This window comes from Caulobacter sp. GW821-FHT12D05, from assembly GCF_058807295.1.
Genome location: NZ_JBXAQO010000001.1, coordinates 936,937 through 949,601 on the forward strand (window position 1 = coordinate 936,937; position 12,665 = coordinate 949,601).

Annotated in this window: 11 protein-coding genes; 3 read left to right on the top strand and 8 right to left on the bottom strand. The window is 66.4% G+C overall.

The features are described 5' to 3' along the window. The first annotated feature begins 37 nt into the window (after window positions 1–37). The 3 genes from AC1RRR_RS03990 (at window position 38) to AC1RRR_RS04000 (ending at window position 3,225) form a co-directional block, all read left to right on the top strand. Window positions 38–1,087, top strand: coding sequence for an alpha/beta fold hydrolase (locus AC1RRR_RS03990; protein ID WP_492810746.1), 1,050 nt, complete (start codon window positions 38–40; stop codon window positions 1,085–1,087). 104 nt (window positions 1,088–1,191) lie between these two features. After that, window positions 1,192–2,745 carry an AMP-binding protein gene (locus AC1RRR_RS03995; RefSeq protein ID WP_492810748.1) on the top strand — a complete coding sequence of 518 codons (1,554 nt, stop codon included), beginning with the start codon at window positions 1,192–1,194 and terminating at the stop codon, window positions 2,743–2,745. A gap of 84 nt (window positions 2,746–2,829) precedes the next feature. Continuing rightward, on the top strand, window positions 2,830–3,225 hold the full coding sequence (locus tag AC1RRR_RS04000) for a DoxX family protein (protein WP_291874390.1): 396 nt from the start codon (window positions 2,830–2,832) through the stop codon (window positions 3,223–3,225). A 12-nt stretch (window positions 3,226–3,237) separates the two neighbouring features. On the opposite strand, the gene AC1RRR_RS04005 is transcribed toward AC1RRR_RS04000, so the two are convergent. The 8 genes from AC1RRR_RS04005 to eno all read right to left on the bottom strand — a co-directional run bounded on the left by AC1RRR_RS04005 (window position 3,238) and on the right by eno (window position 12,640). Continuing rightward, a complete protein-coding gene (locus AC1RRR_RS04005; RefSeq protein ID WP_492810750.1) occupies window positions 3,238–4,686 on the bottom strand; it encodes a DUF6880 family protein in 1,449 nt (482 codons plus the stop codon). Window positions 4,687–4,704: 18 nt separating this feature from the next. After that, window positions 4,705–6,105: a dihydrolipoyl dehydrogenase gene (gene lpdA, locus AC1RRR_RS04010; RefSeq protein WP_492810751.1), complete on the bottom strand. Its 1,401-nt coding sequence runs from the start codon at window positions 6,103–6,105 to the stop codon at window positions 4,705–4,707. An 80-nt stretch (window positions 6,106–6,185) separates the two neighbouring features. After that, the gene (locus tag AC1RRR_RS04015) at window positions 6,186–6,662 is read right to left on the bottom strand and encodes a glutathione peroxidase (protein WP_492810752.1); all 477 of its coding nucleotides are present in this window, start codon (window positions 6,660–6,662) and stop codon (window positions 6,186–6,188) included. 24 nt (window positions 6,663–6,686) lie between these two features. Beyond that, entirely contained in the window at window positions 6,687–7,976 is a 1,290-nt protein-coding gene (locus AC1RRR_RS04020) for a pyruvate dehydrogenase complex dihydrolipoamide acetyltransferase (protein WP_492810754.1), read from the bottom strand. A gap of 146 nt (window positions 7,977–8,122) precedes the next feature. Then, the gene (locus AC1RRR_RS04025) at window positions 8,123–9,487 is read right to left on the bottom strand and encodes a pyruvate dehydrogenase complex E1 component subunit beta (RefSeq protein ID WP_492810756.1); all 1,365 of its coding nucleotides are present in this window, start codon (window positions 9,485–9,487) and stop codon (window positions 8,123–8,125) included. Continuing rightward, entirely contained in the window at window positions 9,484–10,515 is a 1,032-nt protein-coding gene (gene pdhA / locus AC1RRR_RS04030; RefSeq protein WP_454716210.1) for a pyruvate dehydrogenase (acetyl-transferring) E1 component subunit alpha, read from the bottom strand. Before pdhA ends, AC1RRR_RS04025 begins: the two co-directional genes overlap by 4 nt. A 167-nt stretch (window positions 10,516–10,682) precedes the next feature. Continuing rightward, complete coding sequence (locus AC1RRR_RS04035) at window positions 10,683–10,985, bottom strand: FtsB family cell division protein (protein WP_047405705.1); 303 nt, start codon at window positions 10,983–10,985, stop codon at window positions 10,683–10,685. A gap of 374 nt (window positions 10,986–11,359) precedes the next feature. Continuing rightward, complete coding sequence (eno, locus tag AC1RRR_RS04040) at window positions 11,360–12,640, bottom strand: phosphopyruvate hydratase (protein ID WP_492810757.1); 1,281 nt, start codon at window positions 12,638–12,640, stop codon at window positions 11,360–11,362. Window positions 12,641–12,665: the final 25 nt, after the last annotated feature.

Below are 12,665 nucleotides of genomic sequence, written 5' to 3' on the forward strand. Positions count from 1 at the left end.
TGCTTAAGGCCACGATGCACGAAATGACTGTTCGGGTATGCGTCGCCGCCTTCTTGCTATCGCCCTGGCTTTGACCGTTTCCGCCTGCGGCGACGGCGGCTCGCGCGCGCCTTTTTCCGACACCCGCACGCCGCCCTCGCTGGGCTCCCGCTTCTATCCGCCGCAGGGCTGGAGCTGGGGTTATGTGCGCAGCGGCGAAGGCAAGGTGCAGCGCTACGGCGTCTCCGCCCCGCCGGTCGCCCCGCGCGCCGCGTTGCTGATCCTGACCGGTTATGGCGAGAGCGCCGAGAAGTGGTTCGAGACGGTCAGCGAACTGAATGCCCTGGGCTTCACCGTCTGGGTTCTGGAGCGCCAGGGCCAGGGCGGCTCCGAGCGCTCCACGCCTTGGCGCGACCTTGGTCATGTCGACAGCTTCGATCCCGATGTCGCCGCCGTCCGTGCGCTGACACACGGTGTGATCCGGCCTACCGGCGACATCCCGTTGGTCGTCATCGGCCACTCCGAGGGCGGCCTTGTCGCCCTGCGCGCCGCCGAGCAGGGCTTGGGCATGGATGGCCTGGTCCTGACCTCGCCCGCCTTCGGCCTTAGCACCCTGCCCCGCTCGCGCGCCGACTTCACGCGCTTCACGCCGGCCATGCGGACCTTGCGCCTGGGCTGGATCCGCACGCCCGACCAGGCCGGCTGGAAACGCGAAGGGCCGGACGGCGTCCAGGCGGGCCTGACCCACGATGCGCAGCGCGGCAAGGTTCAAGCCGCTTGGATGCAGGCCAACCCGGACCTGCGCATGGGCGGCCGCAGTCTCGGCTGGTTCGCGGCCTTCTTCGACGCGTCCGAGGCCGCCGCCCGCGACATCCGCAAGACCGCCGTGCCGACGCTGATGCTGGACGCCGGCCAGGACAAGGTCGTCACCGCCACGCCGCAGAGCCGCCTGTGCGCGGCGATGATCGACTGCCAGGAGACCCGCTATCCCGCCGCCGGCCACGACCTGCACATGGAATCGGACGCCGTTCGCGGCCCCTGGCTGGCCGCCATTGTCGACTTCACCCGCTCGCGGATGACGGCCAAAGCCTTGCCGCGCAAGGGCTGAGCCTCACGCATTGTGACTCTTTCTTGCAAAGCTGGACCTTCCTCGGCAGACTCGACGTTTAGGAACGAGAGCGCGCTTTCGCTCTTCGGGGAGGTTTCGCCGGCATGCCGGTAGCTTACGACGTTCAGAACGGCCAAAAGGCCATCTTCGACGCCCTCATCGACGCTCGCGACAAGTACGGCGCCAAGAAACCGATCCTGGAGGACCAGGACCGCAATCCGCTGACCTATACGGACCTGATCCGGGCCAGCTTCGCGCTAGGCCGCAAGATCGCCGGCATGACCAAGCCGGGCGAGAACGTCGGCGTGCTGCTGCCGTCGGGCTCCGGGTCGGTGGTAACCTTCTTCGCCCTGCACGCCTTTGGTCGCGTGCCGACCATGCTGAACTTCACGGCGGGCCTGCGGAACATCAAGGCCGCCTGCAAGCTAGCCGGCGTCAAGCGCGTGCTGACCGCCCACAAGTTCATCGAGTTGGGCAAGCTGCACGACATCGTCGACGCCATCGGCGAACACGCCGAGATCACCTATCTGGAAGACGTGCGCGGCACGATCGGCCTGAGCGACAAGCTGTTCGCGGCCGCCGCCGGCCTGTTCCCGCGCCAGTTCCGCAGCCACGCCAAGCCGTCGGACAAGGGCGTCGTGCTGTTCACCTCGGGCAGTTTCGGCGCGCCGCGCGGCGTGGTGCTGAGCCAGGCCAACCTGGTGTCCAACGCCCAGCAGATCGCCGCCCACATCGCGCTGGATCCGGCCTGGGTGTTCTTCAACCCGCTGCCGGTCTTCCACTGTTTTGGCCTGACCGCCGGGGTGATCCTGCCGATCATGACCGGCATGAAGGCGTTCCAGTACCCCTCGCCGCTGCACACCAAGCAGATCCCGCCGCTGATCAAGGACGTCGGCGGCTCGGTGCTGCTGGCGACCGACACCTTCGTCAACCAGTATGCCCGCTCGGCCGAGAGCGACGAGCTGTCGGGTCTGAAGTTCATTGTCTGCGGCGCCGAGAAGGTTCGCGAGGAGACGCACAACATCATCGCCGAGAAGTTCGGCGGCGTGCCGGTGCTGGAAGGCTATGGCGCGACCGAGGCTTCGCCGGTGATCGCGGTCAACAAGCCCGACGACAATCGCCGTGGCACGGTCGGCGGCCTGCTGCCGGGCCAGGAATGGAAGATCGAGCCGGTTGAAGGCATCCCCGAAGGCGGCCGCCTGCTGGTGCGAGGTCCCAACATCATGTCGGGCTATCTGCGCGAGGACGGCGGCGTCGACGCGCCCGAGGGCGGCTGGCACGACACCGGCGACGTGGTCACGGTCACCGACGACCTGTGGATCACCATCAAGGGCCGGGTGAAGCGCTTCGCCAAGATCGGCGGCGAGATGGTCTCCTTGACCGCCGCCGAGGACCTGGCCTCGGCCGTCTGGCCCAACGGTCGCCACGCCGTGATCTCGATGCCCGACAAGAAGAAGGGCGAGAAGCTGGTGCTGGTCACCGACTGCCAGACGGCGGCCGTCACCTCGCTGGTGGCCCATGCCCAGAGCGTCGGCGCGCCCGAACTGGCCGTGCCGCGCAAGATCCTCAAAGTGCAGGAAGTGCCGGTGCTGGGCAGCGGCAAGACCGACTATGTCGCCATCCAGCGCATGGCCGAGACCGACAGCGCCGCCGCCTGACATATCTGAATCGTCTCTCTCGATAGGTTTGGCTAGCGTGAGGTCGAGCAGTCGACTCACGCTCGCCTCAAGGAGAGAAGAAGAATGGAACGTCTCGCTGTCTGGTCACCGCGCGTCCTGAGCCTGCTGCGGATCATCACCGCCCTGCTCTTCATGGAGCACGGCCTGATGAAGCTGTTCCACTTCCCCGCCGCCCAGCCCGGCGCGCCCAGTCCGTTGCCGCCGCTGCTGGTGGCCGCCGGCGCGCTGGAGATCTTTGGCGGCGCCCACATCCTGCTGGGCCTGTTCACCCGCCCGTTCGCCTTCCTGCTGTCGGGCATGATGGCGGTGGCCTATTTCATGGCGCACGGCAGCCAGGGCTTCTGGCCCGCGCTGAACGGCGGTGAGCCGGCGATCCTCTACTGCTTCATCTTCCTGTATCTGGTCTTCCAGGGCGGCGGCGAATGGAGCATCGACGCCCAGATCCGTAAGAAGCCCTAGAAGCTCGCGCCCCTAAAACACGCTACCAAGGGCTTCCAGCTCCGTGCGGAAGCCCTGTTTGCGGCTGTGCATGGCGCGCAGGTCGGCGACGAAGGCCTGATGGTCGGGATATTCCCCGAAGTCGCCGATCATCACCGATAGCGACTCCGCCTCCAGCAGCTGTCGCGCCGCCTCGGCGTAACGGGTGGCGACGCCATAGGTCAGCACGTACTGGATCGAGGCCCGCAGCAGCAGGGTCGCGGCCATCGGATGCGCACCCTCCAGCCGCCTGGCGGCCTCGGCCATCAAGGTGTCATCGGCGCCGTTGATCTCGCCGGCGCGATCCCGGACTAGGCGCGCAGCGGCCGGCAGGTCTGGCCAGGAGACCAGGAACGCCAACGCCCGGTCGAACTGCGGAAAGCGCTTGGCGACCGCCTTGGCCTGATCCTCGGCCTCGACGTCGTCGAAGTCCGGCAGGCCCTTGAGATAGCTCCGCAGGCGCGGGATCGACAGCGTCCGCTCGAACTCCGCCCAACGCCGTTTCTGGGCCTCGTCGTGGTGGCCGGTGGCCTCTAAAGCCTCCAGCATCGCCTCTTCCCAGGCGGAGCGTTCTTCCAGGCTGCTCTGGTGGCGGCCGCTCTTCTCGCTGGGCGCGCCGGCATGCAGCGTGGCCAGGGCGTCCTCGGGCCGCCCGGCCTCCAGCAGGCGGCGGGCGATCTCCGCCGAGACCAGGGGTGTCTTGCGCAGTTCCGGCGCGAACGTCGCCTCAAACGCGTCGACGTCGCCGCTGGCGTCGGCGAGACGGCGCAGGGCGTCACGATAGATCGCGCTGCGGGCGTCGCGGATCGAGCGGGCCGCCAGTAGCTTCTCCAGCGTCTCGCGCAGGTGGCTTTGCCCCTTCTTGCCCAGCAAGGGGCCTAGGGCGTTCACCACGGGTCCGAACTGGGCGTAGTCGTCGCGGCGCAGCAGGTTGGCGATGCGGTCGGCCAGGACGATCGGATCCGGCATGGCCTGGGCGCCGATCGCGCCGATCCCGTCGCGGGCGGCCAGGAAGACGTCGCCGATCGGCCCTTCGGCCTGGCTGAGCCGGTCCAGGGTTGGCGTCGCCAGGTCCAGCAGATCCAGCATCAGGTCGAGGGCGGCGTTGGCGTCGTCTTGCGCCAGCCGCTCGATCATCCCGCGATGCAGGTCGAGGTCCTTGGCGAAGGCCGCGCGCTTGCGCCAGTTGATGCGCGACGAGGACTTGCCGACCGTCGCCAGGCGCTTGCTGATCTCCAGCGCCAAGCCTTCGGTGTTGGACTCGGCGAACAGCTCCAGCCGCAGCACGCGCTTGACGTGGCTGTCGCTGGAGAGGTCGAGCAGGATGGCGGCCAGGCGCTCGGGACCCAGGTCGACCAGATTGGCCTCGGAAAGGGTCGTCTTCGATCCCTTCCGAGCCTTCGCTGGCTTATCACCCGTTGTCGTCGCCGCCTTGCGCGCCATCCAGTCTCCTAGGTCGCCCTAGATGTGCAGGACGCGGCCGTAGGCGTCCAGCGCGGCTTCGTGCATGGCTTCCGACATGGTCGGGTGGGCGTAGACGATGCCGTGCAGGTCTTCCTCGGTGGCTTCCAGGGTGATCGCCGTGACGAAGCCCTGGATCATCTCGGTCACTTCGTGGCCGATCATGTGGGCGCCGATCAGGGCGCCGGTCTTGGCGTCGAACACGGTCTTCACGAAACCCTCGGTCTCGCCCGCGGCCACGGCCTTGCCGTTGACGCGGAACGGGAAGCGGCCCGCCTTGACCTCGATGCCCGCCGCCTTGGCGCCGGCTTCGGTGTAGCCCACCGACGCGACCTGCGGGTTGGCGTAGGTGCAGCCCGGGATCGGCGAGTTGACGTTCGGGGTCTTGTAGCCGGCGATGGCCTCGGCGGCGTGGATGCCCTCGTGGCTGGCCTTGTGGGCGAGCCAGGGACCGCCGGCGATGTCGCCGATGGCATACAGGCCCGGGACGTTGGTCTTGCAGTGCTTGTCGGTAACGGCGTGGCCGCGATCCAGGTTCAGGCCGACGGCGTCCAGGCCTTCGCTGTTGGGCGCGATGCCGACGGCGACGATGCACTTCTCGGCGGTCAGCTGCTCGATCTTGCCGCCGACGTCGACGGTGACCGAGACGCCGTCCTTGGTCTTCTCGACCTTGCTGACCTTGGCGCCGATGCGGAAGGCGATGCCGCGCTTCTCGAAGGCCTTCTGGGCGGCCTTGGAGACCTCGGCGTCTTCGACCGGCATGATGCGGTCCAGGGCCTCGACGACGGTCACTTCGGCGCCGAGGGCGCGGTAGAAGCTGGCGAACTCGATGCCGATGGCGCCCGAGCCGATCACGACCAGCGACTTGGGCATGGTCTTGGGCGCCAGGGCGTCACGATAGGTCCAGATCTTGTCGCCGTCCGAAACCGCGCCGATGGCCGGGATCTCGCGAGCGCGAGCGCCGCTGGCCAGGATCACGTTCTTGGCCTGGACCGTGCGGCTGCCGCCGGCCTTCAGGGCGATGACCAGCTTGGGAGCAGGATTGCCCTTCTCCAGCTTGGCTTCGCCCTCGATCACTTCGATCTTGTGCTTCTTCATCAGGAACGCGATGCCCGAGGACATCTGCTTGGCGATCCCGCGCGAACGCTCGACGATCTTGGGGAAGTCGAAGCCGGGCTTCTCGACCGACAGACCGTAGTCGGAGAGGTGCGACAGCTGTTCGTAGATCTCGCCGGACTTCAGCAGCGCCTTGGTCGGGATGCAGCCCCAGTTCAGGCAGATGCCGCCCAGGTTCTCACGCTCGACGATGGCCGTCTTCAGGCCCAGCTGGCTGGCGCGGATCGCGGCCACATAGCCGCCAGGACCGGCGCCGATGACGACGACATCGAATTCCGTGGACATGTCTTAACCCCTAGCTTGAGCGCCCTTCCGGGGGAGCGGAGAGCGCCGATCGACCGGTCTTGGGGCCGGTCTGGGAGAAACTAAAGCAGCGCCTCGACCGCGACCTTGAGGTCCTCGGGCTTCACCGTGGGCGCGAAACGCTCGACGACCTCGCCGTCCTTGCCGATCAGGAACTTGGTGAAGTTCCACTTGATCGCCTCGGTGCCCAGCAGGCCCTTCTGTTCCTTCTTGAGGAACTTGTAGAGCGGGTGGGCGTCGGCGCCGTTGACGTCGATCTTGCTCATCACCGGGAAGGTCACGTCGTAGGTCAGCGAGCAGAAGTTCGCGATCTCCTCGGCGTTTCCCGGCTCCTGAGCGCCGAACTGATTGCAGGGGAAGGCCAGGACCGTGAAGCCGCGATCCTTGTGGGCCTTGTAGAGCGCCTCGAGGCCTTCGTACTGAGGCGTGAACCCGCACTTGCTGGCGGTGTTCACGATCAGCAGCACCTGGCCGCGATAGTCGGCCAGGCTCACGTCCTGGCCGTCCAGCGTCTTGGCCGAATAGTCGTAGACCGACATGTTCGCCTTCTCCCCGCGCCTAGATCAGACGATCAGGGTCAGCGGCTCTTCGATCAGCGGCTTGAAGGCCGCCAGGAACTTGGCGCCGACCGAACCGTCGACCACGCGGTGATCGCAGGTCAGGGTCACGGTCATGACCGTGGCGACCTTGATCTCGCCGTTCTTGACGACCGGGCGCTGCTCGCCCGCGCCGACGCTCATGATCGCGCCTTGCGGCTCGTTGATGATCGAGGCGAACGACTTGATGCCGAACATGCCCAGGTTCGAGATCGAGAAGGTGCCACCCTGGAATTCCTCGGGCTTCAGCTTCTTGTCCTTGGCGCGCTGGGCCAGGTCCTTCATCTCGGCCGAGATCTGGGCCAGGCCCTTGGTTTCGGCCTTGCGGATGATCGGGGTGATCAGGCCGCCCTCGACCGCCACGGCGACGGCGATGTCGGCGTTGTGGTGCATCGCGATGCCTTCCGGCGTGTACGAGGCGTTGGCTTCCGGCACCTGCTTCAGGGCCACGGCGGCGGCCTTGATGACGATGTCGTTGACCGAGACCTTCACGCCTTGCTTCTCCAGCAGGCTGTTGATCTTGGCGCGGGCCGCCAGCAGCGCGTCGATCTCGAGATCGATCTGCAGCGGGAAGTGCGGCACGTCGCGGAAGCTTTCCGTCATCCGGCGCGCGATGGTCTTGCGCATGCCGTCCAGCGGGATCAGGTCGTACGAGCCGGCCGGGATGCCCTGGTGCTCCAGCGACTGCACCTGACGCGGCGCGGCGGCGGCCGGAGCGGCAGCGGCGGGAGCCGAGGCCGGGATGGCCTTGGCGGCCGGAGCGCCCGACTTGGCGGCTTCGACGTCGGTCTTGACCACGCGGCCGTGCGGGCCGGTGCCCTTGATGCCCTTCAGGTCCAGGCCGGCGGCCGAAGCCAAACGGCGGGCCAGCGGCGAAGCGAAGACGCGCGAACCGTCAGCGGCGACCGGCGCGGCCGGAGCAGCCGGGGCGGCGGCGGGCGCAGCAACGGCAGGCGCCGGCGCGGCGACAGCGGCCTTGGGGGCTTCAGCCTTCGGAGCCAGCGCGGGGCTTTCGCCCTCGCCCGCCAGCTTGGCGATCAGCGCGTTGACCTTGACGTTCTCGGTCCCGGCGTCGACCAGGATGGCTTCGATCACGCCTTCATCGACGGCTTCGACTTCCATCGTCGCCTTGTCGGTCTCGATCTCGGCGATCACGTCGCCGGCCTTGACGGTGTCGCCGACCTTGACGTGCCACTTGGCGAGGGTCCCCTCCTCCATGGTGGGCGACAGGGCGGGCATCAGGATGTCGATCGACATTGAGCTTTTTCCTCAATCGTTCGGGACGGTTTCAGCCTGCATAATGTGCTGGGCCGCCGTCCGCGATACCCCGCTTTGAAGCGGGATGAATTCGTTGGCCAAGACGATGCGGCCCCTGCCCGTCTGGGGCAAGGGCCGCACCGGTCTTAGCGGTAGCTGACCGTCTTGGCTGCTTTCACGATCTTCTCGACCGAAGGCAGCGACAGCACTTCCAGGTTCGCCGCGTAGGGCAGCGGCACGTCTTCCTGGTGCACCCGCAGCGGCGGGGCGTCCAGGTAGTCGAAGCCGAACTCGGTGATGCGGGCGACGATCTCGGCGCCGACGCCCATCGGGCCCCAGCCTTCCTCGACCGTGACCAGACGGTTGGTCTTCTTGACGCTTTCCAGGACCGTGGCGTGGTCCATCGGACGGATCGTGCGCAGGTCGACGACCTCCGCCGAAATGCCTTCCTTCTCCAGCTCCTCGGCCGCCTTCAGGGCGAAGCCCACCATGCGGCTGTAGGCGACCAGGGTCACGTCCGTGCCTTCGCGACGGATCTTGGCCTTGCCGATCGGCACGACCCAGTCCTCGACGTCCGGGATGTCGAACTCGTGGCCGTACATCATCTCGTGTTCGAGGAAGACGACGGGGTTCGGATCGCGGATGGCGGCCTTGAGCAGGCCCTTGGCGTCGGCCGCGTCATACGGCGCGATGACCTTCAGACCCGGGACGTTGCCGTACCAGGCGGCGTAGTCCTGGCTGTGCTGGGCGCCGACGCGCGAGGCCGCGCCGTTCGGGCCGCGGAACACGATCGACGACTTGATCTGACCGCCCGACATGTACAGCGTCTTGGCGGCCGAGTTGATGATGTGGTCGATCGCCTGCATGGCGAAGTTCCAGGTCATGAACTCGACGATCGGCTTCAGGCCGGCCATCGCCGCGCCGACACCCATGCCGGCGAAGCCGTGCTCGGTGATCGGGGTGTCGATGACGCGCTTGTCGCCAAATTCTTGCAGCAGCTCGCGGCTAACCTTGTAGGCGCCTTGGTACTGGGCGACTTCCTCGCCCATCAGGAAGACGCGGTCGTCCTTGCGCATTTCCTCGGCCATGGCGTCGCGCAGGGCGTCGCGGACCGTGATCTTCTTCAGCGCCGTGCCGGCCGGGATTTCCGGATCGGCGAAGGTCGAGGCGGCCGAGATCGGGCCACCAGCGGCCGGGGCAGCCGCGACCGGAGCCGGAGCGGCTTCAGCGGCGACGGGAGCGGCAGCCGGAGCGGCCGGAGCCGCGGCATCGCCCTCGCCCTTCAGGCGCGCGATCAGGGTGTTGACCTTGACGTTCTCGCTGCCGGCCGGGACCAGGATGGCTTCCACCACGCCTTCGTCGACGGCTTCGACTTCCATCGTCGCCTTGTCGGTCTCGATTTCGGCGATCACGTCGCCGGCCTTGATGGTGTCGCCTTCCTTGACGAGCCACTTGGCCAGGGTGCCTTCCTCCATCGTGGGGGAAAGCGCGGGCATCAGGATGTCCGTCACTCGGCGGCCTCCAGGTAGACGTCGGTATACAGTTCCGAGGGATCGGGCTCGGGGCTCGTGCGAGCGAACTCGGCGGCTTCGGCGACGATGCGCTTCACTTCCGCGTCGACGCCCTTCAGGTCGTCTTCGGTCACGCCGGCCTTGGCCAGGCGTTCCTTGATGTGGTCGATCGGGTCGCGGGTCGTCTTGACCTCGTCGACCTCTTCCTTGGTGCGGTACTTGGCCGGGTCCGACATCGAGTGGCCGCGATAACGATAGGTCTTCATCTCGAGGATGTAGGGACCTTGGCCGCTGCGGGCGTGCTCGGTGGCGCGCGTGCCCGCTTCACGGACCGCGACGACATCCATGCCGTCGACTTCCTCGCCCGGGATGCGGAACGAGGTGCCGCGCTTGTGGAACGCGGTTTCCGAGGCGGCGCGCTCGACGCTGGTGCCCATGGCGTACTGGTTGTTCTCGATCACGTACACGACCGGTAGCTTCCAGAGCTGGGCCATGTTGAAGCTCTCGTACACCTGGCCCTGATTGGCCGCGCCGTCGCCCATATAGGCGTACGAGACGTTGCCATTGCCCTTGTAGCTGTTGGCCAGCGCCAGGCCGGTGCCGAGCGCGACCTGCGCGCCGACGATGCCGTGGCCGCCGTAGAAGCCGGTCTCGATGTCGAACATGTGCATCGACCCGCCCTTGCCCTTGGACGAACCGCCGGCGCGGCCGGTCAGCTCGGCCATGACCTCGCGGGGATCCATGCCGGCGGCCAGCATGTGGCCGTGGTCACGGTAGCCCGTGATGATCTGGTCGCCCTTCTGCGAGATCGACTGCATGCCGACCGCGATGGCTTCCTGACCGATGTACAGGTGGCAGAAGCCGCCGATCAGGCCCATGCCGTACAGCTGGCCGGCGCGCTCCTCGAAGCGGCGGATCAGCAGCATGTCCTGATAGAATTTCAGGAGTTCGTCCTTGCCGACGAAGTCGTTGACACCGGTGTCTACGCCCTTCGCCTCAGAGGCCTCAGCCTTGCGCGTACGCGCCATTCAAATCTCCCTGGCCAATCTTCATCGCGGCCTTCGTCCTAAGGGTGCTTCCCGCCGAAAAGTCGTCGGTTCCGCGAAGGAAATACCCTGGTGCACTCTTGGACCAACCCTGGATCTGGCGATCCTCAGGTCGACCCGCAATCGATTCCGAGACATTACGGGATCGGTCAGCTTGGACGCTTGACCCGGATCACATAGTCCCTCGGGTCGGCATATCCTAGGAGGGAACGCGCACGCTCCTCCAGGAGATCAGCCGACAGACTGCCGCTGCGTAATAGACGAGCGCGGGCCTCCAGGTCCATCCTCTCCGCACGTATCTTCCTGAGTTCCTTTGTTTTTGCTGCGAGGTCCGCATTGCGTTGCGAGATCGACAGCAGGCCTCGATCACCCGTCAGAGCGTGAAAGGCGAAGTAGAAAATCAGGAAAAAGATCGCCGCAGTCGGCAGGAAGGGTTGCAGTCGGGCGAACATCTCGGCGTCCCAGAGAGGGACTCACAGAGTCGCAGACCGTGCTTAACGCCTTCTAAATCCAGGCATTGAGAAGGGTTATCACCGGTTCGCGAATTAGGCGAACGATGCTTTCAGATGAGATGGTTTCACCAGCATCTAGATGCCGCACTGCCGAAGCCACTTCGCGCCCGCGAACAAAGCGAAAATGGTCTCGTTTGAAACCACTGCTCAGCTTTTAGAAAATTTGTGGGTTAACCGCCCCGGCAACCATTCCGGCAAGCGAGAAAATGGCGTGGCGAGCGTCAGAATCGCGATCCGAGATCCGCGCAAAACAAAAGGCGCGGCCCCTTTCGGAAGCCGCGCCTTCGTCAATTCCAGCGATCTGGAAGGGTCGCTTAGCGACCCTTCAGCGCCGCGCGAGCGGCGTAAACGCCTTGATCGTCCAGCATCTCTTCGATGCGCAGCAGCTGGTTGTACTTGGCCGTACGGTCCGAACGGGCCAGCGAGCCGGTCTTGATCTGACCGCAGTTCAGGGCGACGGCCAAGTCGGCGATCGTGCTGTCTTCGGTTTCGCCCGAACGGTGGCTCATGACGCTGGTGTAGCCGTGGCGGTGGGCCAGTTCGACGGCGTCGATGGTTTCCGACAGCGTGCCGATCTGGTTGACCTTCACCAGGATCGAGTTGGCCAGGCCCTTGTCCAGGCCCATCTGCAGGCGCTTGGGGTTGGTCACGAACAGGTCGTCGCCGACCAGCTGGACCTTCTTGCCCAGGGTGTCGGTCAGCAGCTTCCAGCCGTCGAAGTCATCCTCGGCCATGCCGTCCTCGATCGACAGGATCGGGAACTTCGACGCCAGGCCGGCCAGGTAGTCGACCATCTGGGCCGGGTCGAGCGACTTGCCCTCGCCTTCCAGCTCGTACTTGCCGTTCTTGAAGAACTCGGTCGAGGCGACGTCCAGGCCCAGGACGAAGTCCTCACCGGCGCGATAGCCGGCCTTCTCGCCAGCCTTGACGATGAAGTCCAGCGCGGCTTCGGCCGACGCCAGGTTCGGGGCGAAGCCGCCCTCGTCGCCGACGTTGGTGTTGTGGCCGGCGTCCTTCAGAGCGCCCTTCAGAGCGTGGAAGATCTCGACGCCCATGCGCAGGCCTTCGCGGAATTCCTTCGCGCCGGTCGGCAGGATCATGAATTCCTGGATGTCGATCGGGTTGTCGGCGTGGGCGCCGCCGTTGATGATGTTCATCATCGGGGTCGGCAGCACGCGAGCGTTCACGCCGCCGACGTACTTGTAGAGCGGCAGGCCGGCCGACTCGGCGGCGGCCTTGGCGGCGGCCAGCGAGACGCCCAGGATGGCGTTGGCGCCCAGGCGGGCCTTGTTCGGCGTGCCGTCCAGCTCGATCAGCAGGTTGTCCAGGCGGCGCTGGTCTTCGGCGTCCACGCCCGACAGGGCGTCGAAGATCTCGCCGTTGACGGCGTCGACGGCTTGCAGGACGCCCTTGCCCAGGTAACGGGCCTTGTCGCCATCACGCTTTTCGTTGGCTTCGTGAGCGCCGGTCGAGGCGCCCGACGGCACCGCGGCGCGACCGAACGCGCCGTCTTCCAGGATGACGTCGACTTCGACGGTCGGGTTGCCCCGGCTGTCGAGAATTTCGCGGGCGATGATGTCGACGATCTCGGTCATGACTGCTCCTCAAGGCCAAAAGGCG